Below are 23,025 nucleotides of genomic sequence, written 5' to 3' on the forward strand. Positions count from 1 at the left end.
TCCATGCAGGCCATGACTCTGCCTCTCTCTCAGCTGTTCGCGCCGATGATGGGCATCTTTGCGGCGATGTACCTGTTGGCGCCGACCTTTCCAGTCGCGCGCCCTTGGGCGCGAGTCGCGGTCTTTGTCGTGGTTTGGCTCGTGGTCGCCCGCTATCTCGAATGGCGTATTTGCACCACCGTGCTGCCGGCAAGCGGGAGCTGGTATCAGGTCGGCTGGATCTGGTTCTGTCTGTTCGTCGAGCTTCTGACCTTCACAGATCAGTTCATTCTCTATCTGACTTTCCTTCGCAGGACCGATCGCCGCAGCGAAGCAGATCAGCACGAGCGTCGGCTTCGCAGCCTGCCGGATGACGAGCTGCCCTCGGTCGACGTCTTTATTCCGACCTATGACGAGCCATTCGAGGTGCTGGAAAAGACGATCACTGGCGCGCTGTGCCTGGGCTATCCAAATTTCCAGGTCTGGGTCTTGGATGATGGTCGCAGGCCTTGGCTCAGGGAACTCTGCAAGCAAAAGGGCGCGGGCTATCTCACGCGCGCCGACAACTTGAATGCCAAGGCCGGCAATATCAATCATGCCCTGACGAAGACGAGCGGCGAATTCTTCGCGATCTTTGATGCGGACTTCGTGCCGCAGCGCAATTTCCTGATGCGCACGATGGGCTTCTTCGCCGATCCAAAGATCGGAATCGTTCAGATCCCGCACACCTTCTACAATGAGGACCCGATGCAGGCGAATCTCGGCCTGCACAGGGGACTGCCGGACGAGCAACGGTTCTTCTTCGATTCCATCATGCCGGCGCGCGACGGCTGGGATGGTGCCTTTTGTTGTGGTTCCAACTCCGTCACGCGTCGCGCAGCACTCCGCGCGGTGGGCGATGCCTTGCCGACCCAGTCCATTACGGAAGACATGTTGTTGACGCTGGTCCTGCTGCGCAAGGGGTACGTCACTCGCTATCTACGCGAGCCGCTGGCGATTGGACTGGCGCCGGAAAGCCTTGACGCCTTTTTCGTGCAGCGGCAACGCTGGGCGCGTGGCGCGATCCAGACGCTGTATCTCGCCGACGGCCCGCTCGGCCCCGGACTGGGCTTGATGCATCGGCTCCTCTTCTTTCCGACGCATTGGCTCTCAATGGGCCTGCGGGCGCTCGCGGTCGTGTTGGTTCCGATCGTGTTCATGTGGACTGGGCTAGCGCCTGTCGTCGACGTCACTCCTGAGTCCGTCTTCTATTACTTGTTCCCCGCGATCCTGGCGCTTAACGGCGGCATCTCCTGGTTCGCGCCGCACGAGCACTTTCCGCTCGCCGCTCAGGTATCGGCGACTATCCAGAGCTTCAAGATCTTGCCAACGGTGCTCGGGACTCTCGTCAAGCCGACGGGGCATGCGTTCAGGGTAACGCCCAAGGGCGCAGCCGCGCGACGCGCAAGCTACGCCGCGGAGATATTCTGGCCATCGGCGGGTCTGATGGCGTTGACGGTCGTCGGCGTGGTTCTCAACACCATCCCGGAATGGCGGATCATCGATCATCCGAGCGCTTTACCGATGGTCGCCTTCTGGTCGGTCGTGAACATCGTCGTGCTCTTCTTCGTCTGCATGACCTCGCTGCAGGCGCGGATGGGACGTGCCGAGGAGCGTTTCGATGTCGATGAATCAGTCTTGATCCTGACTGGGACCGGCGAGGTGCTTTCTGGGCGCGTGAGCAACGTCTCCCTCTCTGGCGCCGGCGTTCTGCTCGGCGCCGGCATTGACTGTCCTCGTGCTGGAGAACCGCTGCGCGTGCACATCGCGCAGGTGGGGTGGATCGACGCGATGGTCGTGCAACAAAGAGGCCATCTCGTCGGGCTGCAGTTCCATTTGCCGCAGTCGCTTGAACGAGACCTGCTGATCCGCAAGCTCTTTACCGTCGCCCGCCTGAGGGGCAACGGCGTCATCGCGTGCTCGGTGAACAGGGCGATGCTCAAGAACATCTGGTCAATGGCCGCGCCGTCGCCCCACATTGTTGCAGGCGGCGCCAAGCCCGCGCCGCTTTCGCCGACCGAACGTCTGCCGGCAGAGAGCCTGGTCATTCGGCCTCAACCGCGGATCGACGACTTGGCACATCTTGCCGGAGTTCGAAGCCGTCATCCGGCGAGTTTTACTGAACCTCACTTTGGTCGAGTGGCCGGCACAGTGCTCGAGGCCGTCAAGCTGAGCTGATTGCTGTGTTATCCTTCTCGTCCGACCAGTCCATGGGCTATCGATCGACGGTCAGGCCGCTCATCGATGCCGTCAGTCTCCTTCCGGTGCTCTGCCAAAAACCTCAACCGGAACGAGCAACCATTCCTTAGCCCAAGGCGTTTACGGGGTTGAGGGTGGAGGGAGCGTCTCTTGATCGATCACCGTAGTGATGTTCGCCAGGGGCGTCTGACGCTCTGGGCCTCCGCATTTGTGGCGGTCGCTTGCTTGGCGATGGTCGCGCTCAGCGGCTGGCGGGAGTGGTCCTCGCGACAGACGCTGCTGAAGGGCTCCGAAACGGACATGGCCAATCTGGCCCGGTCGGTGACGCAACACGCGGACGATACGTTCGAACTCGCGGACACCGTTCTCAATGTGTTGGTTGGCCAACTCGAACTCGAGGGAACCAGCCCGGCGGCAATCGCCAAGATTCAGACCTTTCTTTCCCGGCGCAAAGCCGCGAACCGGATCCGCGCCGTGTTCGTCTATGACGAGACCGGCCGCTGGCTCGCGACCAGCGAGCCTGTGGATTTCGCCAGTCTCAACAACAGCGACCGAGAGTATTTCCAGCATCATCGCGCCGTGGCTGACCGGGGAACCTTCATCGGGCCACCAGTGAGGAGCAGGTCGGGCGGGCAATGGATCATCACCGCGTCAAGGCGCTTCAATCATCCTGACGGCAGTTTTGCCGGAGTGGCTCTTACCACGATCGATGTTGACTACTTTCTGCAATTTTATCGCGGGTTCGACGTTGGCCAGAACGGCTCAATTTCACTGGCGACAGCGAAAGGCATTGTCCTCGCGCGTAGCCCGGACAACGGATACACGGGCCGCGATCTGTCGAATGCACCGCTCTTTAGGAATTTCCGCGAGCGGCCGGCTGCGGGCGTCTACTACTTCACGTCGCCTCTCGACGGCGTTCGGCGACTGAGCTTTTATCAACTGAGCAGTCGCTACCCCGTTCTCGTGGTTGCGACGGAATCGGAAGACGACGTCTTGGCTCCATGGCGCAGGGCCGCGCTGATGCGCATGGCTGCGGTGCTGGGACTGATAGGAGGGCTCGCTGTTGCGGGGCTTTTGCTGGTGCGCCAGTTGCACCTGCGGCAAAAGATGGCCGCTGCCCTGATCGCCAAGGAGGCGGATTTTCGCCTCCTTGCGGAGCAGTCGGGAGACATGGTCATGCGCATCGCGCTCGATGGACGCATCCTCTATACGTCGCCGTCCAGCGCGCGGGTTCTCGGCTGGGCTCCGAACGAATTGGTGGATACGTCGGCCCTTGCCGGCATAAATCCCGCGGACCTGGCCCGGGTTGAGCAAACGATCTCCGCGCTGATGAACGGCGAAGCCGAGGAGGCTAGAATCACTTATCGCACTCGGCATCGCGAGAAAGGCGAGGTCTGGATCGAAACCGCGCTGCGCGTCGCAAGGAGCGCGCAGAGTGGAGACATCAACGGCGTGGTGGCGATCTCGCGCGACATGACCGAACGTAAGGACCTGGAGGATAAGCTGTCGGCTCTCGCCAGTTCGGATGGCCTGACGGCCCTGGCAAACCGCAGACACTTCGACGAGCGGCTGGAGGCGGAATGGGACCGGGCGAGGCGCGAAGGAACGCCTCTGTCGCTGTTGCTGATGGACGTCGATCATTTCAAGCGTTTCAACGATCAGTACGGGCATCAGGCGGGCGATGCATGTCTTCGCTCGGTTGCCGGGGTCCTGGCGGAGCAGGCCAGACGGCCTGCAGACGTAGCCGCTCGGTATGGTGGTGAGGAATTCGCCTTGCTGCTGCCAAACACCGACATGGGAGGGTGCGAGCAGGTCGGCGAGCGAATCCGGCAAGCGATTCAGGACCTCGGCATCCTCCACGCGCTCAACCCGCCATCCAAGCAGGTCACCCTCAGTATTGGTGGCGCCACACATATGTCGTTCGGCGACAAGGCGGATTGCACGTCGTTGATTGTGGCTGCGGATAAAGCGCTCTACGCCGCCAAGGAGAGCGGACGCAACCGCCTTGTGATGTCAGGGCAAGTCGTCGCGTGGCCCGGCTCGATACGGGCTTGAAGAGCAGCCCTAGCGCGGCGCGGCGTGCGCCTCACGAATTCACGTGCACGAAATCCCGCAGCAGCGGATAGATCTCGTTGTTCCAGCGCTTGCCGGAGAACACGCCGTAATGGCCGACGCCGGCCTGCATGTGGTGCACGCGGCGATAGGCGCGCACGCCGGTGCAGAGGTCTTGCGCGGCGAGCGTCTGGCCGATCGAGCAGATGTCGTCCTTTTCGCCCTCGACCGTCATCAGCCCCATGCGGCTGACGGCCTTGGTGTTCACCGGCCGTCCCCGATGCATCAGCTTGCCCTGCGGCAGCAGATGCTCCTGGAATACGTCGCGCACGGTCTCGATGTAGAATTCCGCGGGCAGATCCATCACCGCGAAATATTCGTCGTAGAAGGTCTTGATGGTTGCCGCCTTTTCCTTCTCGCCCTTGGCGATGTGGTTGGCGAGGTCCATGTGCTGCTTGATGTGCCGCTCGAGATTCATCGAGACGAAGGCGGTGAGCTGCACGAAGCCCGGATACACCTTGCGCAGCGCGCCGCGGCACTGCACCGGCACGTAGTTGATCAGGTTCTGCTCGAACCAGTCGATCGGCCTGCTCTTGGCGAACTCGTTCACCCTGGTCGGCTGGATCCGCGTGTCGATCGGCCCTGCCATCAGCGTCAGCGTGGCCGGCCGCGAGGGATGGTTGCCTTCGCACATGACGGCGGCGGCCGCGAGCGCCGAGACCGACGGCTGGCAGATCGCCACCATATGCGGGCGCGGGCCGAGCTGGCCGAGGAAGTCGATGAGATGATCAGTGTAGTCGTCGAGCCCGAAGCGGCCCTCGCTGCGCGGAATGTCGCGCGGATTGTGCCAGTCGGTGATGTAGACGTCGTGGTCCTGGAGCAGCGTCTTCACGGTGCCGCGCAGCAGCGTCGCGAAATGGCCGGACATCGGCGCCACCAGCAGCATGCGCGGCTGCTCGGGCACGCCCTGCTTCTTGAAGTGCAGCAGCGAGCCGAACGGGGTCGCGTAGGCGATCTCCTCGGTGACGGCGACCTCACGGTTGCCTACCATGACGCTGTCGATGCCGTAGGCCGGGCGATGGTAGGTGAGGGTGGAGCGCGAGATCAGCTCCAGCGCCGCCGAGAGCCGGCCGACGACCTGGTGCGACACGCCCTGCGGCACCAGGTTGAGGAATTTGAGCGCAGACGAGGCGCCCGCGCGCCAAGGCGCCGTCAGGTCCATCTGGTTCTGAAAGGCTTGATAATACATCGACATCATACTGAAGCGCCCACCTGTCCCATGGTGCCATGCAATATCGAAGCCAAAACTGAGTCAAATCGCCCGTAAAACTGGCACATCGCTTGCTCTTCAAGCGGGGTGTACACATTGGAAGCACAGGTAGTGGGCATGCCCGCGGGCCGGGCGGGGTGCCCATCTCAGGCGTGAGGGAAGAGGCCATATGGCGAAGGCGACACTGACCATCAGCAGCAAGAACTACTCGTCCTGGTCGCTGCGTGGCTGGCTGCTGACGAAGTTTTCCGGGCTCGATTTCGAGGAGATCGTGACCGCGCCCGACGATGCCTCCGCGCGCGCCGAAATCCTGTTGCTGTCGTCGTCGATCCTGGTGCCATGTCTGCGCCACGACGGCGCGACTGTCTGGGATACGCTGGCGATCGCCGAATACCTCAACGAGGTGATGCCGGACGCCGGCCTGTTGCCGGATGACCGCGTCCAGCGCGCTCATTGCCGCTCGATCTGCGGCGAAATCCATTCCGGCTTCACCACGCTGCGCGCCTCGCTGCCGGTCAATCTGAAGGGACACTTCCCCGGCTTCAAGATCTGGTCGCGCGCGCAGGCCGACATCGACCGCGTCTGGTCCATCTGGCGCGACTGCCTGGAGAAATCGGGCGGCCCGTTCCTGTTCGGTGAGAGGCGCACCATGGCGGATGCGATGTACGCGCCCGTGGTGACGCGCTTCGTGACCTATGACGTCAAGCTCGAGCCGCGTCTGAAGGCCTACGCCGATACCATCATGGCCATGCCCGAGATGCAGGAATGGATCGCGGCGGCCAAGGAAGAGCCGGCCGAGATCGAGGAGCTCGAGGTCGAATATTAGGCAGGCGTTGCGCCGGCCTGCCTGTTTCGGGGGCGGGGACCGGCTGGGGCGGCGGTGCGAGCCATGCCTTGTCCACCGTTAACCTTTGGCGCCGGCTCCAGGCTCGAGCCCCCCCGGCCGTCGCGCAGATATTGTGCGTGAAAACAGACCCGCATCGACATCTAGCCGTGAACAGGCGTGGACGAGGCGATTCGGCTGATTCGGACGCGATTCGTTCGAACCGCGTTCCGAAGGTTAAGGCGGAGCGCGGCCCCGTTGCATTTTGGAACAGAAGCCGCTGTCAGGCGACGCCGGAGTGCTTCACACGCGGCAAGCGCCAGCCGATCACGGTCGCTTCGACCGCGATGCCGGCCTCGTGGTTCTGCCAGCGTCCCTCGACATAGCGGCAGGCGAACGGCAGTTGATACGTTCCGCTGTGATCCTCGCACAGCACTTCGACCGGCAAGCCAGGAGGCGGTTCACCGGCTCCGTCGAATTCCGCCAGACGTCTATCGCGCGTTGCCATTCCAAAAATCTCCCCTAATCAAAGCCGCGGAAAGAGCGCCCATTTCTTCCGCGCGCGGTTCACTGCTCCCTGTCCCAAGGGAACAAGCCAAGCTCAACGCGAGAATGCGGTACGAGTGTGGTAGCGTCCGGCGGCTGTGCGCAAACAGCGCACATTGCCGTGATCAATTTGACGAGGAACCTGCATGCCGTTTCGAAGCGCCGGCGTCTGTGTCGTGATGTTGCTGCTCGCCACGCTGGCGATCGCGCCGCTCCGCGCGCAGGACGTGCCCGGCATCGAGATCTGCACCGTCGAGAAGACCATGGAGCGGCGCACGAGCTGCCTCCAGAGCAACGTCGATTTCCTCCAGAAGACGATCACCAAGCTCAACCTCGATCACCAGCAGAGGCTGGATGCCGCCAATCGCCAGATCGACGCGTTGAAGACGAGCCTTGCCGGCTTGCAGAAGACGCTCGGCGATCTCCAGGCCGCGCAAACGAAGATCGCGGAGGACGTGAAGAAGAAGCAGGACGCGCCGCCGGCCAAGGACGCGGCGAAATAGGCGCCGCGCTCACGCGACGCGATATCGCTCCATCACGCCGCGGTCGGGCTCATAGCCGAGCCCAAGCCCAGTCGGCACCGCGACATGGCCGGTGGCATCGACGTCGGCGCGGCCGCCCCAGAGGCAGGCTTCGCGCTTCAGGTAAAACATCTCGACGAACCCGTCGTCGCGCCCCGCCAGCAGATGCAAGGTCGCAAGCAGGCCGGGGCCGAAATACGGGGAATGCGGGACGATCTTGACGCCGAGCCGATCGGCGAGCGCCGCGACCTTCAGGAACTCCGTGATGCCGCCGACCTTGATCACCGACGGCTGGGCGTGGCTCACCGCGCCCGCATTCATCATCTGGCGGAATTGATATTCCGTGCAGGCGTTCTCGCCGGCGGCGACGCCGAGCCCGCCCTTGCTGCGGACCTCGGCGAGCGCGGCAAAATCCTCCGGTGGCCAGACCGGCTCCTCCAGGAACATCGGCTGCGCGTCCCGGCATGTCCCGGCGAACGCGATCGCCTGCTCGCCCGACAGCGGGCAGTTCATGTCCACCATCAGCGGTACGCCCGGCCCGATCGCCTCGCGCGCGGCATAGACCGCCGGCGCCGTGGTCTCGTGCAGCTTGATGGCGCCATAGCCGAGCGCGAGCGCCTTCTTGCATTCGGCCGCGATGTTGTCGGGCGAGCCGATCCGCAACAGGCTCGCATAGGCCGGAATGGCCGGGCGCCTGGTCTCGCCGAGCAGGCGGTGCACCGGCACGCCCTTGATCTTCGCGGCGAGGTCCCACAGCGCGATGTCGAGCCCGGAGATCGCGAACATGGTGATGCCGTAGCGGCCGAACAGATGCAGATTGCGCTGGATCTGCTCCATCACCGCGGGAATGCCGGCGGCATCGGGAACCTCAAGCCCAAGTGCCTGCGGTGCGATCATCTCCTCGACGGCGCTGCGCGTGGTGCGGGGGCAGACATAGGCGAAGGCATCGCCCCAGCCGGTCAACCCGGCATCGGTCGTGACCTCGACGATCACCATGTCGAGCGCGGTGATGGCGGAGGCGCCCTGGCGGAAGCTCGCGACACCGGCGTCATAGGGGATGCGGATCTGGTGCGCCCGCACATCGGTGATCTTCATGACGCGGTTCCTCCTGCCTTCTTGTGAGCGGTTTCAAGGACGTCCCGAGTGTAGCCATGAACGCCGGGACGTTGCCAGTGGCTGTGCCGGCGTTATTCTCTTGCGGGACCGCAACGCCGATCAAGCGAAGCCCGCGGCGCTCCGTGCATCATGGTCGCGCTTCGAACGAGGGCCCGAACCACCATGAATCCAGCCCAGCGCGCGCTCTGGTATATCGAGAGCCATCTTGCCGAGCCGATGACGCTCGACGAGATCGCTGCGATCTCAGGCGTGTCGCGGTTCCACATCGTGCGCGCGTTTGCCGCAGCCACCGGCCTGCCGGTGATGCGCTACGTGCGCGCGCGGCGGCTGACCGAGGCGGCGCGCAGCCTTGCGAACGGCGCGCCGGACATTCTGTCGCTGGCGCTGGAGGCGGATTACGGCTCGCACGAAGCATTCACCCGCGCGTTCCGCGACCAGTTTGGCACCACACCCGAAGCGGTGCGGGCCGCGACGTGCACCGGCCATCTCAAGCTTCAGGAGCCGATCCTCATGGACTCCACCATCTCAGACACTCTCGCCCCGCCGCGTTTCGAGACCGCAACCGCCTTCCTCGTCGCCGGCATCAGTGAGCGCATCTCCTGCGACAACGGCGCGATCATCCCGGGGATGTGGCAGCGCTTCCACCAGGAGGTCGCCGACATCCCGGCGCGTGTCGGCAACGTCGCCTATGGCGTTTGCTGCAACGGCGACGATGCCGGCAATTTCGACTACATCGCCGGTGTCGAGGTCAGCGATTATTCCGACCTGCCGCGCCGCTTCGGCCGCATCCGCATCCCCGAGCAGCGCTATGCGGTGTTCGCCCACACCGACCACGTCGCCTCGATCAGGCGCACCGTCAACACGATCTGGAATCAGTGGCTGCCCGCCTCCGGCCTGAAGGCCGCGGACGCGCCGAGCTTCGAGCGCTACGACGAAAAATTCGATCCCGCGACCGGCAATGGCGGCTTCGAGATCTGGGTGCCGGTGCGCGGGTAGCACGATCCGCGATGACCCTTAATCGCGCCTTGCGGCGCAACGCTGGCATACCGTCCCGCTTGCTTGGCAAGCCCCGGTGACTTTGTCATAACCGCAGGCAAATCTTGCGTGTGGGGCCCGTGCCGGACATCCCGTGCAAGCCATAACAAGCAGCCGGGAGGGTCTCAATGTCTGACGTCCGCGTTCTCGCCACCGACCTCGAATTTCCCGAAGGGCCGGTCGTGATGCCGGACGGTTCGGTGGTGCTGGTGGAAATCCGCGGCCAGCGCCTGACCCGCGTCTATCCCGACGGCCGCAAGGAGATCGTGGCGAAGGTGCCGGGCGGACCGAATGGCGCCGCCCTCGGCCCCGACGGCAAGATCTACATCTGCAACAATGGCGGCTTCTCCTGGATTCCGACCGGCCAGATGATCATGCCGGGCCCGCAGCCGGACAACTATCTCGGCGGTTCGATCCAGCGCGTCGACCTGCAATCCGGCAAGGTCGAGACCGTCGTGACCAAATGCGGCGAGCACGAGCTGCGCGGGCCGAACGATCTGGTGTTCGACAGGCACGGCGGCCTCTGGTTCTCCGATCTCGGCAAGCGCCGCGCGCGCGAGATGGACGTCGGCGGCATGTACTATCTCAAGCCCGGCATGAAAGAGATCGTTGAGGTCGTGCACGGCGTGTTGCCGGCCAACGGCATCGGGCTCTCGCCGGACGAGAACACCGTCTACATCGCGGAGACGCCGACGGCGCGGCTCTGGGCCTATGAGCTCTCCGCGCCCGGCACGCTGAGGCCGCGCGAGATGATCTATCGCGGCGAGCGGGGCAAGCCGATCTGCGGCCTCGGCGGCTACCAGATGTTCGACTCGCTCGCGGTGGAGGCTGGCGGCAATGTCTGCGTCGCCACCCTCGTCTCCGGCTGCATCTCGGTGATCGCGCCTGACGGCACCCTGATCGAGCAGGTCCCGACCGGCGACCGCGTCACCACCAACATCGCTTTCGGCGGCCCCGGGCTGAAGACCGCCTACATCACGCTGTCAGGCAAGGGCGAGCTGATCGCCATGGACTGGCCGCGCGGCGGTTTGCCGTTGAACTTCTTGAACAAGTGACAATCGCGTAAAACGCGATTGTCATCCCGGGGCTATGCGGAGCATAGAACCCGGGATCTCGAGATTCTCAGGTGCGCAATTGCGCACCATAGTCTGGTCCTTCGGACCATCCCGGAATGACATTCATGAGGAACGATACATGCCCTGGCCCGATCCCATCACCCTGCGTGGACAGCACGCCCGTCTCGAGCCGCTGTCGCACCAGCATATCGAGGGGCTGACCGAGGCCGTGAAGGACGGCGAGCTCTCGAAGCTCTGGTACACCGCGATTCCCCTGCCTGAGAACATGGGCAAGGAGATCGACCGCCGTCTGGCCTTGCAGGCCGCAGGCTCGATGCTGCCGTTCACCGTGTTCGACGCCGGCGGCAACATCGTCGGCATGACGACCTACATGAATATCGATGCCACCAACCGCCGCGTCGAGATCGGCTCGACCTGGTATGGCAAGAGCGCGCAGCGCGGCCCGCTCAACACGCAGTGCAAGCTGCTGCTGCTCCGGCACGCCTTCGAGACGCTGAACTGCATCGCGGTCGAATTCCGCACGCACTTCTTCAACCACCAGAGCCGCCGCGCCATCGAGCGCCTGGGCGCCAAGCAGGACGGCATTCTGCGCAGCCACCAGGTCGCGCCGAACGGCACGCTGCGCGACACCGTGGTCTACAGCATCACCGCCGCCGAATGGCCGACAGTGCAGGCGCATCTCGAATTTCAACTCAACGACAAGCCGCGCTGAGCGGCCGAGGCACCATGGACAGATTTGATTATGTGATCGTCGGCGCGGGCTCCGCCGGCTGCGTGCTTGCCAACCGGCTCAGCGAAGATCCGAACGTTAGCGTCTGCGTGCTGGAGGCGGGCCCGAGCGACTGGCACCCGTACATCCATCTGCCGGCGGGCTTCATCAAGACCTTCCACATGAAGAGCATCAACTGGGCCTACCAGCAGGAGCCGGGGCCCTACACCGGCGGGCGCAGCATCTACGCGCCGCGCGGCAAGACGCTCGGCGGCTCGTCCTCGATCAACGGCCACATCTACAATCGCGGCCAGCGCATGGATTTCGACACCTGGGCGCAGATGGGCAATCGCGGCTGGGGCTATGCCGACGTGCTGCCCTACTTCAAGCGGCTGGAGAAGCGGGTCGGCGAGGGCGAGGACACCTATCGCGGACGCGACGGCAACCTCATCGTCACCACCATGGACTGGCGCGATCCGCTCTGCGAGGCCTTCATGGAGGGCGCGGTCTCGCTCGGCATCCCGCGTAACCCCGACTACAACGGCGCGAAGCAGGAAGGCGTCTCCTACTGCCAGCGCACCATCAACAACGGCCTGCGCGTCTCCGGCTCGACCGCGTTCCTGAAGCCCGCGATGAAACGGCCCAACGTGCATGTGCACACCCACGCGCACGCAACCGGGATCATCTTCGAGGGCAAGCGCGCCGTCGGCGTGCGCTACACCAAGGGCGGCCGTGGCGGCACGCCGGTGGAGGTGCGCGCCAACAAGGAAGTGATCCTGTCCGGCGGCACCTATAATTCGCCGCAACTGCTCCAGCTCTCCGGAATCGGCTCGCCCGACCTGCTGGCTGCGCACGGCATCGCGGTTCGTCACGCGTTGCCGGTCGGCGAAGGTCTCCAGGATCATTACGCCCCGCGCACGGTGGCGCGCGTCAAAGACATCAAGACCATCAACGAGCTCCGCCGCGGCTTCTCGCTGTGGATCGAAGCGCTGAAATGGGCAACCGCGCGCCGCGGCCTGCTCTCGCTGTCGCCGACCATGGTCTATTGCTTCTGGCACTCCGGCGAGAGCGCCGAGTCTTCCGACCTGCAGCTCACCTTCACACCGGCAAGCTACAAGGAAGGCGTGCAGGGCCAGCTCGAGGACGAGCCTGGCATGACGGTGGCCTCCTGGCAGCAGCGCCCCGAGAGCCGCGGCTATGTCCGCATCCGCTCGGCGGATCCGTTCGCGCCGCCGATCATCCAGACCAATTATCTCGACGCCGAGCTCGACCGCCGCGTCATCGTCGGCGGCATGAAGCTCGCGCGGCGCCTTCTGAAGAGTGCGCCGCTGTCGCCCTATTACGCCTACGAGGATTTCCCCGGCCCCAACATCAACACCGACGACGAATTCCTCGCCGCCGCCACCGAGCGCGGCACCACCACCTTCCACCCCGGCTGCACCTGCCGCATGGGCCCGGCGGACAGCACGTGGGCAGTGGTCGACGACCAACTTCGCGTCCACGGGTTGGAGGGCCTCCGCGTGATCGATGCCTCCGTGATGCCGCGCATGATCTCGGCGAATTTGAACGCATCCACGATGATGATCGCCGACCGTGCCTCGGACCTGATCCGCGGCAAGGTGCCGATGGAAGCCGCGCGCATTCCGGATGCAGCGGTGGCGTGAGATCTTCGTAGGGTGGGTTAGCTAGCGGCTGCGCGAAGCGCAGTCCGCGCGGCGTAACCCACCACTTCTTTCGACGCGGAGACCAAAGAGGTGGGTTACGCTGACGCTAACCCACCCTACCGCCCGCTGGCCTTATCCCGCTCTGCAAGCTAAGGTAGCGGGCCGCCGTCAGCCGAACGAAGTCATTTTGAGCACAGACCAAAATCGTCCACTCACGGATGCCGAGCGCGATCTTGCGCGCTGGATGTTGGAGCATGGCGCGGAAGAAGCCAAGCGATATCTGGATCAGCTCGAGTTGGCCGAAGTCACGCCCTGGAGATGTCGATGTGGATGTGCCAGCATCAACTTCCAAATCAAGGGGCATGCTGAAGCACCGCCCGGCGCTGAGATTCTCGGTGAATTCCTGCTGAACGATGGTGATCACCCAAGTGGAATATTCATCTATTCGAGTGGTGGCTTGCTGAAGGGCATCGATGTGTATGGCTTGGCAGGCGATGCCCCGTCTGTGTTACCGCGACCCGAAAACCTGTCTCCCTTCGAGCCTGGCAACCCGCTGCGCACGTGAAGGCGAAATCGGCAATGAGTATCGCAGAATGAAATTTTCGTGTGGTGCGGACCTGCTTCGGGTTCTGGAGGACTGTCCGGCACTCGAGTTTTATGTCTGTGACGAGAAGGCGAGCTATCTCCTTTGCAGCAATCACCATGACTTTGTCGTGGGCTGGGGTGCAGCGCTGCCATGGGTGGCGCGATGTTAAATGTGGACGAAGAAATCCTGTTGAATCAACTGGCGCAGGGGATCGCAAGCAATCCAGAGGGCGACGCTTGGTTCGGCGCGCAGAGCGAGGACGACAAGCGCAGGCTGCTCCGTGGCTTGAGTAACTTCATATTGCAGGCAAGGCCCAAGCCCGAAGATGTGGTTGTCGCAATCGCGGAGTCACGGCTGAAGCCGACGCTTACTCCGTGCGTCTTGATCGCGATGCCCAATCTGCGGGTTCAATTGGCGAAGCTCGTGATGCTTCCAGAGTTTGAGCTGCCTCGCGTGTTTCGGCTCCTCATCGAGTTGCTCGCCGTTGCAGACGGCAGGCGACGAAAGGAGCGGCCGCTGGATCGTATAAACCATTGGTGGCACAGGGACTTGGGCGATCCGGACGTCGTCAATGACATCAAGCGAATGCGGGACGCAGGGCTTCTGGAAAGCTTGCTTTCTTTTGTCCGGACAGAGACGTTGACGCGCAAGCAAATCACGCTTGGCACCGACATCGCCCGGGATTTGGGCGTCGACGGAGACGACGCGCGGGAGTTGGTTCGTCGATTTGCGGAGCAGTTCAATGTCGACATGTCGGAGTTCGATTTTGACATGTATTTTGGCGGCGAAGGGTTTGAGCTGAGCGGCCTAGTGAAGACGCTCCTTGGACGGAGAACCAAGGCGCCGATGACAGTGGAGCTTCTTTTCGGAGCGGCCAAGCAGCGGCGCTGGTCTCGCAATTCCGGGGCTTGAGGCCCCGAACAATCCATCTTTCGTTGCCCGTCGGGCAAAACACCCCGCACCCCGTCAACCCTTCTTCGCGAAAATATTCCACTTTACCGAAATTCGGAATTGCGGTATAGATTGACGCAGCCCGGCCCACGAAGAGGGGCGGTTCGCGAGTCGTTCGAAACGCGGGCCGGGTTGCGGTGGACGCGGCAGCGTCGTGTGCGAGAGGCTGAGGGCAGGGCGGATTGCTCTCCGTGAGCCCAAAACTTCGTGCGGACGAGCGGCGCTGCGTGCGTACGGCAAAACCGTGTGGTCCTGGCCGTCGTTGCTACGGTCAAGCTCTTGCGGATGCGGCAGTCGCGTCAACCGGCGCGGTGTCGGTGAATTCCGCGAGGACGAGGGAGGCCAGAACGAACTCGGCTCCCGGGAGAGCACGGCATAAGCCGTCCGACCATCGCGCAGGGAAGGCCGTGTGTTGGGCTTCACCTGTATGCCGCTGTGCAGTTTTTCTGCGTGCGCCTTCGCACGGCGGACCGTGGGTGCCAGCCGGCACCCGGCCTTCCCTGCGCCCTCTTTCCTGGAGGGTGTGATGGAGAGAGCAAAGCTCGGGCGAAATGCGCCGCGAGGATGCGAAGTCGTGTCTGCGATTAAGCTGCGAGGTGGAGAACGATGCCCTTGCCCCTTGCTCCGTCATTGCGAGCGCAGCGAGGTAATCCAGACTGTTTCCGCGGAGGGCTTCTGGATTGCTTCGCTGCGCTCGCAATGACGAGGTTGAGGCAGCGCGCAAATGCCTCCCCAACGTCGTCCTGGCGAAAGCCAGGACCCATTACCCCAGAGAGTGGTTTGGTGGGCGGTACTGGCCCTGGAGTCTTATCGATAAATCACGCGGTATGGGTCCCGGCCCCCGTGCGCAATTGCGCACTAGGCCGGGACGACACCGGGCGTGTGGTTGGCGGCGCGCCGACCTACACTTCCCTTCGGCTCAAGAACGCCAGCCGCTCGAACAGATGCACGTCCTGCTCGTTCTTCAGCAGCGCACCGTGCAGCGGCGGGATCAGCTTGCGCGGATCGCGCTCGCGCAGTTGCTCAACGCTCATGTCCTCGTTGAGCAGCAGCTTGAGCCAGTCCAAAAGCTCCGAGGTGGACGGCTTCTTCTTCAGGCCGGGCACCTCGCGCACTTCGAAGAAGATGCGCAGCGCCTCTTCCACCAGGCGCTTCTTGATGCCGGGGAAGTGGACGTCGACGATGCGGCCCATGGTGTCGGCGTCGGGGAACTTGATGTAGTGGAAGAAGCAGCGGCGGAGGAAAGCGTCCGGCAGCTCCTTCTCGTTGTTGGAGGTGATCATCATGATCGGGCGCTGCTTCGCCTTGATCGTCTCGCCGGTCTCGTAGACATGGAATTCCATGCGGTCGAGCTCGAGCAGCAAATCGTTCGGGAACTCGATGTCGGCCTTGTCGATCTCGTCGATCAGCAGCACCGGGCGCTGTTCGGCGGTGAACGCCTCCCACAGCTTGCCGCGCTTGATGTAGTTCCTGATGTCGGACACGCGGGCATCACCGAGCTGGCTGTCGCGCAGGCGCGACACCGCGTCGTATTCGTAGAGGCCCTGCTGCGCCTTGGTGGTGGACTTGATGTGCCAGGTCAGAAGCGGCGCGTTCAGCGCCTTGGCCACTTCCTCCGCCAGCACGGTCTTGCCGGTGCCGGGCTCGCCCTTGATGAGGAGCGGGCGCTCCAGCACGATCGAGGCATTGACGGCGACCTTGAGATCGTCGGTCGCAACATAGTCCTTGGTGCCGGTAAATTTCATCGCGCGTCCTTGTTGGTCGTCGTCCCAGATCTTGCCCTGCAGGCTTCGCCCTGGTCCAACAAACGGAACGGCCGCTCATGGCGGCCGTTCCTGGTTCGGTCAGGCTTTCAGACCCGTTTTATCAGCGAAAGGATGACGAGCACAATCACCGCGCCGATGGTGGCGTCCACGATGGCGCCGACCGTGCCGCTGGCGAGCTGGATGTGCAGCTGAGGCAGCACCCAGCCTGCAACCAGCGCGCCGATGATGCCGACGACGATGTTGCCGATCAGCCCAAATCCCGCCCCGTGGACAATCTTGCCGGCGAGCCAGCCGGCGATCGCGCCGATGATGAGTGCAGCGAGAATTCCCATTGCATACGTCCCCAAAACAACCCCGTGAGGTGGTCAATTCTAGAGCAAAAAGCCTCCCGGTCCAGCGTCCGACGACGGGCTCCGCCCCTTGACGTCCGCCCCCCGACGGGCAATCTGTCACCCATGTTCCTGCAATTCTTCACTTCTCTGCGCGATGCGCAGGTCCCCGTGACGCTGCGCGAATACCTCACGCTGATGGAGGCGCTCGACGCTGACCTCGCGGACTACACCGTCGAGAATTTCTACTATCTGTCGCGCGCCTCGCTGGTGAAGGACGAGCGCAATCTCGACAAGTTCGACCGCGTCTTCGGCACCGTGTTCAAGGGGCTGGAGAGCCTGCTCGAGGCCATGGACAAGGCCGAGATCCCCGAGGAGTGGCTGAAGAAGCTCGCGGAGAAGTATCTCACCGAGGAAGAGAAGAAGCAGATCGAGGCCATGGGCTGGGACAAGCTCATGGAGACCCTGAAGAAGCGCCTCGAGGAGCAGAAGGGGCGGCATCAGGGCGGCTCGAAGTGGATCGGCACCGCCGGCACCTCGCCGTTCGGGGCCCACGGCTATAATCCCGAGGGCGTCCGCATCGGTCAGGAGAAGAACCGCAACAACCGCGCCGTGAAGGTGTGGGACAAGCGCGAGTTCAAGGATCTCGACGGCAATGTCGAGCTCGGCATCCGCAACATCAAGGTGGCGCTGCGGCGCCTGCGCAAGTTCGCGCGCACCGGCGCGCCTGATGAGCTCGATCTCGACACCACCATCCGCGAGACCGCCAATCACGGTTATCTCGACGTGCACATGCGGCCCGAGCGGCGCAACGCGGTGAAGCTCTTGGTGTTCTTCGACATCGGCGGCTCGATGGATTCGCATATCGAGCAGGTCGAGGAGCTGTTCTCGGCGGCGAAGAGCGAGTTCAAGCACATGGAGTACTTCTACTTCCACAACTGCCTCTATGAAGGCGTGTGGAAGCAGAATAAGCGCCGTTTCACCGACCGCACGCCGACCTGGGACGTGCTGCACAAATACCCGCACGACTACAAGGTCGTGTTCGTCGGCGACGCCTCGATGTCGCCTTACGAGATCATGGTGCCGGGCGGCTCGGTCGAGCATGTCAACGAGGAGCCGGGTTCGGTCTGGCTCGACCGCATCATCCGCACCTATCCGCATACGGTGTGGCTCAATCCGGTCGCGCAGAAGCACTGGGACTATTCGGAATCGACCACCATCATCAAGCGCATCTTCACCAATCGCATGTTCCCGATCACGATCGAGGGGCTGGAGGGTGCGATGAAGGAATTGACGCACTAGCTTCCCGTCATTCCAGGGCGCGCGCAGCGCGAACCCGGAATCCATCGGGCCGCAATGTTCGTCGATAAATGGATTCCGGGTTCGATGCTGCGCATCGCCCCGGAATGACGAAATAACAGAAGGGAAGACCCATGCCCCAGACCATCACCCGCGGCATCAAGGCGCTGATCGACGAGGCCAATGCCGAGATCGAGACGCTCACCGCCAAGGACGCCATCGAGATCTCCAAGAACGGCGACGTCGTCATCGTCGACATCCGCGATCCCCGCGAGATCGAGCGCGACGGCCGCATCCCCGGCGCGTTCGCCTGCACCCGCGGCATGTTGGAATTCTGGATCGATCCGCAGAGCCCGTACGCCAAGCCGATCTTCCAGGAAGACAAGAAGTTCGTCTTCCACTGCGCCGGCGGCCTGCGCTCCGCGCTCGCTGCCAAGACCGCGCAGGACATGGGCCTCAAGCCCGTCGCCCACATCGCCGGCGGCTACGCCGCCTGGCGCGACGCCGGCGGCCCGGTGGAGCAGTGGGAGCCGAAGAAGAAGGGCTAGATCTCTCCCTTCGTCATTCCGGGGCGCGCGTAGCGCGAACCCGGAATCCATTCATCCACCATCTCTGCCGCGCGATAGATTCCGGGCTCGCGCTACGCGCGCCCCGGAATGACAAGGAAAGACCGATGACCCCCGACCCCCTCGTGTCCACCGAATGGCTCGCCGCCCATATCAACGACGCCAACCTTAAAGTGCTCGACGCCAGCTTCAAGCTGCCGGGCGTGCTGCCGCTGCCGAAGGACGACTATCTCGCCGCGCATCTGCCCGGCGCGGTGTTCTTCGACGTCGACGCGGTGTCGGATCATTCCAACCCGCTGCCGCATATGTATCCGAGCGCCGAGCAGTTCGGCCGCGACGTCGGCAATCTCGGCATCGGTAATGCCGACACGGTCGTGATCTACGATGCCGGCGGCTGGGTCGCCGCGCCGCGCGCGTGGTGGATGTTCCTGGCTTTCGGCCACGGCAATGTACGCATCCTCAATGGCGGCCTGAAGAAGTGGCGCGCCGAGGGGCGTCCCGTCGAGAGCGGCGAGGTGAAGCCGAAGCCTGCGACGTTCAAGGCGAGCTATGATTCAAAACGCGTGCGCAGCATGCAGCAGCTCATCGCCAACGTCGAAAGCAACAAAGAGCAGGTGATCGACGCACGCGCCGCCGACCGTTTCGAGGGCCGCGCGCCCGAGCCGCGCGCGGGCATCCGCTCCGGCCACATCCCCGGCGCCCGCAACGTGCCCTACAATCTCCTGTTCGATGCCGCGACCGGAACGATGAAGCCGCTCGACGATCTGCGTGCCGCTTTCACCGGTGCCGGCGTCAAGCTCGATGCGCCGATCGTGACGAGCTGCGGCTCGGGTGTGTCGGCCGGCGTGCTGACGCTCGCGCTCTATCGCCTCGGCATCACCGATACCGCGCTCTATGACGGCTCATGGTCGGAATGGGGCCAGGCCGGCGGCCCGCCGGTCGCGACCGGGCCGGCGTGAGTCGCTTACTATGGCCGCGCTGAAGGTGCGCTCCCTCGCCCCGCTCTTGCGGGGAGAGGGTTGGGGTGAGGGGCCTCTCTCCACACGATGAGATTATCGAGGGACCTGTACCCCTCACCCGGATCGCAAGAGCGATCCGACCTCTCCCCGCAAGCGGGGAGAGGTGAAGAGGGATCAGCGCGCGCGCGTGGTCGTCGTAGCGAAGGTCTGCTGCGGCTGTCCAAACGGGTCAAGCGACTGCTGCAGCTGTTGAGGCGGCGGGCGCCGCACCACGCGGTGCCGCTTCTTCGCCTTCGCCCGCGGCTTCGTCGCCTTGCTGTCCGGTGCGCTGCTGTCCGCCTTGGCCTTGGCCGGCGGATCCTTCCAGGCCGTGGTCGCGGGATCATTCAGTGCAGCCATCCTGGCCGAGGCGGCATCGAGCGCCGAGGATTCCAGGGCGAGGCTAGGGTCAGCCGGGGCCGGCGCGCCGGCGGTCGGGACAGGGGTGGCCTCGGGGATCGATGCCGTGGTGTCGGCAGGGGTGAGCGTGTCGGTGGGAGCTGGTGCCGTGGCTTCCGTCGTCGTCTCGGTCTTGGCCGGTTCGGCGGCTGGCGCCTCAGCCGACGGTGTAGCGACCTGGGGCTCAGCGTCAGCCTCACTCGTCACCGCCGCGACCTGCTCGGGCTCGCTCACCGGCAGAGCGATGGTCGGCACCTGGTCGCGCAGCGACGGCGCGGTGGGCTCGGCCGGCTCCGGCTCCGCCCGCAAGGCCGCGAGCACCGGCTGGGCCGGCTCGGATGCCTGGGCAAACATCTGCTCCTGCGGGCCGTTCCGCCAGGAGGGGTTGCTGACATACTGCTCGTGGCTCGCCCGCAGCAGCGCGGCGGCGCCCAAGCCGAACACCAGGATGGAGGTTGACAGCAGGATCGCGGCAAGCAGGAAGCGAAAGCCGGGAAGCATCGAGGGATTGCGAATTTCCGCCCCGGCGGCGAGGTGGCCAGGGCCAATGAGCCATCTGAACGCGGTGACAGTACTGGTTGCCGCGTTCGCCACGCGGAATCGGAGCTCAAAGCGGCGGCGAATCAGGCTGATTCGAACATATCGCAACCCCTCCGCGCCGTTCCCTTAAAATCGGGGTCGATGACTCCGGCAATCCACGGCGGAATGCGATTTCCGCCCCCGTGATGCAACGGAGCAACGGTAGTCTTGCGGATCACAAATCGGCAAATCCGGCGCAAATCGGCCTGTAATGTCTTGAATGTGCCGCTATCTTCGGTCATCTGGCCGTTAGCGGTCCGATAGGGCCTGGGGACTATACAAGAGCGATGATGATCAAACATTTTCTGACGATATGCGCTGCTGCAACAGTCGCTGCGGCGGGAACCTCGCTCGCACAGGCCCAGAGCTATCCGGTCCAGCAGGCGCCGAGCTACGGCGCTCCGGCTGAATACCGCCCCGGCGACCGCACGCCGAGTTTCGACGCGCTGGAAGATGACGACGACGCGCTGCCGCAGGCATCGCTGCCGCCGCCCGGCCCGGGCGGTCCGATCTCGCCCAACGATCCCCGCTACGGCCGCCCCGCTGGTCCTCCGGTCTATTCGGCTGCGCCGCCGCAGGGGCCGGTGATGTCGCCGGATGATCCCCGTTATGGCCGTCCCGCCGGCGCTCCCGTCTACTCGGCTGCGCCGCCGCAGGGGCCGGTGATGTCGCCCGACGATCCCCGCTACGGCCGCCCCGCCGGCCCGCCCGCGGTGATCTATGCCGACCGTCCCGCTCAGCAGGCCCCCGGCAGCGACGGCCTGCGTCCGCCGGAAGCCGTCGGTGGTCCCGCCGCGACCGGAGCGGTTCAGGCCGGGCAGCCGCCGGTTGGCGCCGATGGCCGGCCGATGGCAATCGCCTCGCTTCCGCCCGAGGAGCAGCCCGACGCCGCGCCGGCACAGTTGCCGCCGAATCTGCGCCGCCAGGAGGTCTCGCTCGCGACCAAGGAGCCGGCCGGAACGATCATCGTCGATACCCCGAACACCTATCTGTACTACGTCCTCGGTAATGGCCGCGCGGTCCGTTACGGCGTCCGCGTCGGCCGCGACGGCTTCACCTGGACCGGGGTGCAGAAGATCACCCGCAAGGCCGAGTGGCCGGATTGGCATCCGCCGACGGAGATGATCGAGCGCCAGCCCTATTTGCCGCGCTTCATGGCCGGCGGCCCCGGCAATCCGCTCGGCGCCCGCGCGATGTATCTCGGCTCGACCGTCTACCGCATCCACGGCACCAACCAGCCCTCGACGATCGGCAAGTTCGTCTCCTCCGGCTGCATCGGCATGCTGAACGAGGACGTCTCCGACCTGTTCGACCGGGTCAAGGTCGGCACGCGCGTGGTGGTGATGCCGGGTGGTCCGGCGCCGGGAACGGCGACTGCGTCCGCCGCACCCACCCCCGGTGCGCCGGCCCCGATGGCGGCCCAGGCCGGCCCCGTCCCGGGTACGCAGCCGACCGTGGTGCCGCCGCTGCCCGCACCGGTCACCGTGCGCTAAGGCGCTTCGAGACAATTCAGATTGCGAAGGGCGTGCCGTCGGCACGCCCTTTTCGTTTCAGGCCAGCTTGCGCGGCATCTCGCCGCCGCGGGTCCAGGCGTCGATCGCCTCGACCATCTGGCCGTAATGGATGCGCAAGCCGTCCTCGGTGGCGTAGCCGAGATGCGGCGTCAGCACGAGATTGTCGAGCTTGCGGAAGGGATGGTCGACCGGCAGCGGCTCGACCGAGAACACATCCAAGCCGGCGCCCGCGATCTTCCGCTGCTGCAAGGCCTCCAGCAGGGCCTGCTCGTCCACGATCGGCCCGCGCGCGGTGTTGACGAGGAAGGCCGTCGGCTTCATCCGCGCGAGGTCCGCAGCGCCGACCAGTCCCCGCGAACGCTCGCTCAGCACCACATGGATGGTGACGATGTCGGCCTTGGCGAACAGCTCCTCCTTGGTGGCGTAGCCGACGCCGGCCGCCTTGCACTTCTCCGGCGTGAGGTTCGGGCTCCAGGCGATCACGTTCATGCCGAATGCTTTCGCAATGCCCGCCATCTTGCTGCCGAGCTTGCCGAGCCCGACGATGCCGAGCGTCAGCCCCTCGATCTCGACGCCGGCAAAGGTCTGCCAGGGCTCGCCGGCATGCATGCGCGCATTCTCCCGGCCGATACCGCGGGTCAGCTCCAGGATGAGGCCCATGGTCAGCGGTGCCGTGGGATCGCGGGAATATTGCGTGCCGCCGATCGCAACGCCCTTCGCCTTCGCGGCCTCCATGTCGATCGAGGCGTTGCGCATGCCTGACGTCAGCAGCAGCTTCAGCTTCGGCAAGCTATCGAACAGGCTCTTGGGGAACGCGGTGCGCTCGCGCATCGCGCAGACGATCTCGAAATCGGCGAGCGCGCTGGCCGCGGCCTGCTCCGAAGTGAAGGGATGGCTGAACACGGTGACGTCGATGCGGTCCGACAGTTTCGGCCAGTCGGCGACGTCGAGGGCGATGTTGAAATAGTCGTCGAGAATTGCACAGCGCAGCCGCGTCATCAGCGTTCAT

Annotated in this window: 21 protein-coding genes; 14 read left to right on the top strand and 7 right to left on the bottom strand. The window is 64.4% G+C overall.

Annotation, left to right across the window (positions count from 1 at the left end; genetic code table 11):
* Positions 1-3 precede the first annotated feature (3 nt).
* Together ACVWW6_RS17845 and ACVWW6_RS17850 are read left to right on the top strand one after the other, a co-directional pair.
* Complete coding sequence (locus ACVWW6_RS17845) at positions 4-2,196, top strand: glycosyltransferase (RefSeq protein WP_456681153.1); 2,193 nt, start codon at positions 4-6, stop codon at positions 2,194-2,196.
* 252 nt (positions 2,197-2,448) lie between these two features.
* Complete coding sequence (locus ACVWW6_RS17850) at positions 2,449-4,272, top strand: diguanylate cyclase domain-containing protein (protein ID WP_456683164.1); 1,824 nt, start codon at positions 2,449-2,451, stop codon at positions 4,270-4,272.
* Between the two features lie 31 nt (positions 4,273-4,303).
* Here ACVWW6_RS17850 and ACVWW6_RS17855 read toward each other — a convergent pair whose 3' ends face one another.
* Positions 4,304-5,527 (bottom strand): polyhydroxyalkanoate depolymerase, encoded by a 1,224-nt coding sequence (locus ACVWW6_RS17855; protein WP_011089442.1) that lies wholly within the window; start codon positions 5,525-5,527, stop codon positions 4,304-4,306.
* 181 nt (positions 5,528-5,708) lie between these two features.
* Here ACVWW6_RS17855 and ACVWW6_RS17860 point away from each other — a divergent pair, with 181 nt between their 5' ends.
* The gene (locus ACVWW6_RS17860) at positions 5,709-6,365 is read left to right on the top strand and encodes a glutathione S-transferase family protein (RefSeq protein ID WP_456681154.1); all 657 of its coding nucleotides are present in this window, start codon (positions 5,709-5,711) and stop codon (positions 6,363-6,365) included.
* A 280-nt stretch (positions 6,366-6,645) separates the two neighbouring features.
* On the opposite strand, the gene ACVWW6_RS17865 is transcribed toward ACVWW6_RS17860, so the two are convergent.
* Positions 6,646-6,870 carry a hypothetical protein gene (locus tag ACVWW6_RS17865; protein ID WP_011089440.1) on the bottom strand — a complete coding sequence of 75 codons (225 nt, stop codon included), beginning with the start codon at positions 6,868-6,870 and terminating at the stop codon, positions 6,646-6,648.
* Between the two features lie 184 nt (positions 6,871-7,054).
* Here ACVWW6_RS17865 and ACVWW6_RS17870 point away from each other — a divergent pair, with 184 nt between their 5' ends.
* Positions 7,055-7,411, top strand: a complete 357-nt coding sequence (locus ACVWW6_RS17870; RefSeq protein ID WP_028174588.1) for a hypothetical protein — start codon at positions 7,055-7,057, stop codon at positions 7,409-7,411.
* A gap of 9 nt (positions 7,412-7,420) precedes the next feature.
* Here the strand turns inward: ACVWW6_RS17870 and ACVWW6_RS17875 are convergent, their stop codons facing one another.
* Positions 7,421-8,524, bottom strand: a complete 1,104-nt coding sequence (locus ACVWW6_RS17875; RefSeq protein WP_060908659.1) for a mandelate racemase/muconate lactonizing enzyme family protein — start codon at positions 8,522-8,524, stop codon at positions 7,421-7,423.
* A gap of 183 nt (positions 8,525-8,707) precedes the next feature.
* Between ACVWW6_RS17875 and ACVWW6_RS17880 the strand changes: the two genes are divergently transcribed.
* From ACVWW6_RS17880 to ACVWW6_RS17905, 6 genes are all read left to right on the top strand, one after another.
* The gene (locus ACVWW6_RS17880) at positions 8,708-9,541 is read left to right on the top strand and encodes an AraC family transcriptional regulator (RefSeq protein WP_038967668.1); all 834 of its coding nucleotides are present in this window, start codon (positions 8,708-8,710) and stop codon (positions 9,539-9,541) included.
* Positions 9,542-9,708: 167 nt separating this feature from the next.
* Positions 9,709-10,635, top strand: a complete 927-nt coding sequence (locus tag ACVWW6_RS17885) for an SMP-30/gluconolactonase/LRE family protein (RefSeq protein ID WP_456681155.1) — start codon at positions 9,709-9,711, stop codon at positions 10,633-10,635.
* Between the two features lie 139 nt (positions 10,636-10,774).
* Complete coding sequence (locus ACVWW6_RS17890; RefSeq protein ID WP_028174592.1) at positions 10,775-11,368, top strand: GNAT family N-acetyltransferase; 594 nt, start codon at positions 10,775-10,777, stop codon at positions 11,366-11,368.
* A gap of 14 nt (positions 11,369-11,382) precedes the next feature.
* Positions 11,383-13,029 carry a GMC family oxidoreductase gene (locus ACVWW6_RS17895; RefSeq protein ID WP_456681156.1) on the top strand — a complete coding sequence of 549 codons (1,647 nt, stop codon included), beginning with the start codon at positions 11,383-11,385 and terminating at the stop codon, positions 13,027-13,029.
* 187 nt (positions 13,030-13,216) lie between these two features.
* Entirely contained in the window at positions 13,217-13,594 is a 378-nt protein-coding gene (locus ACVWW6_RS17900) for a hypothetical protein (protein WP_161533639.1), read from the top strand.
* Between the two features lie 171 nt (positions 13,595-13,765).
* Positions 13,766-14,527 carry a DUF5958 family protein gene (locus ACVWW6_RS17905; protein ID WP_456681157.1) on the top strand — a complete coding sequence of 254 codons (762 nt, stop codon included), beginning with the start codon at positions 13,766-13,768 and terminating at the stop codon, positions 14,525-14,527.
* 941 nt (positions 14,528-15,468) lie between these two features.
* On the opposite strand, the gene ACVWW6_RS17910 is transcribed toward ACVWW6_RS17905, so the two are convergent.
* Positions 15,469-16,311 (bottom strand): AAA family ATPase, encoded by an 843-nt coding sequence (locus ACVWW6_RS17910; protein ID WP_028152332.1) that lies wholly within the window; start codon positions 16,309-16,311, stop codon positions 15,469-15,471.
* A 107-nt stretch (positions 16,312-16,418) separates the two neighbouring features.
* Positions 16,419-16,664 (bottom strand): GlsB/YeaQ/YmgE family stress response membrane protein, encoded by a 246-nt coding sequence (locus ACVWW6_RS17915; RefSeq protein WP_028174594.1) that lies wholly within the window; start codon positions 16,662-16,664, stop codon positions 16,419-16,421.
* A 123-nt stretch (positions 16,665-16,787) separates the two neighbouring features.
* Here ACVWW6_RS17915 and ACVWW6_RS17920 point away from each other — a divergent pair, with 123 nt between their 5' ends.
* The 3 genes from ACVWW6_RS17920 to sseA all read left to right on the top strand — a co-directional run bounded on the left by ACVWW6_RS17920 (position 16,788) and on the right by sseA (position 19,485).
* On the top strand, positions 16,788-17,963 hold the full coding sequence (locus ACVWW6_RS17920; protein ID WP_011089432.1) for a vWA domain-containing protein: 1,176 nt from the start codon (positions 16,788-16,790) through the stop codon (positions 17,961-17,963).
* A gap of 131 nt (positions 17,964-18,094) precedes the next feature.
* A complete protein-coding gene (locus tag ACVWW6_RS17925; RefSeq protein ID WP_110117150.1) occupies positions 18,095-18,508 on the top strand; it encodes a rhodanese-like domain-containing protein in 414 nt (137 codons plus the stop codon).
* A 125-nt stretch (positions 18,509-18,633) separates the two neighbouring features.
* Positions 18,634-19,485 (top strand): 3-mercaptopyruvate sulfurtransferase, encoded by an 852-nt coding sequence (gene sseA / locus ACVWW6_RS17930; RefSeq protein ID WP_028174595.1) that lies wholly within the window; start codon positions 18,634-18,636, stop codon positions 19,483-19,485.
* 174 nt (positions 19,486-19,659) lie between these two features.
* Here the strand turns inward: sseA and ACVWW6_RS17935 are convergent, their stop codons facing one another.
* Positions 19,660-20,424 (bottom strand): hypothetical protein, encoded by a 765-nt coding sequence (locus tag ACVWW6_RS17935; protein ID WP_456681158.1) that lies wholly within the window; start codon positions 20,422-20,424, stop codon positions 19,660-19,662.
* 368 nt (positions 20,425-20,792) lie between these two features.
* Between ACVWW6_RS17935 and ACVWW6_RS17940 the strand changes: the two genes are divergently transcribed.
* Positions 20,793-21,995, top strand: coding sequence for a L,D-transpeptidase (locus ACVWW6_RS17940; RefSeq protein ID WP_039185840.1), 1,203 nt, complete (start codon positions 20,793-20,795; stop codon positions 21,993-21,995).
* A 57-nt stretch (positions 21,996-22,052) separates the two neighbouring features.
* Here ACVWW6_RS17940 and ACVWW6_RS17945 read toward each other — a convergent pair whose 3' ends face one another.
* Positions 22,053-23,015, bottom strand: coding sequence for a D-2-hydroxyacid dehydrogenase family protein (locus ACVWW6_RS17945; protein WP_110117148.1), 963 nt, complete (start codon positions 23,013-23,015; stop codon positions 22,053-22,055).
* Positions 23,016-23,025 lie beyond the last annotated feature (10 nt).

The sequence above is a fragment of the Bradyrhizobium sp. USDA 3311 genome (assembly GCF_054062495.1).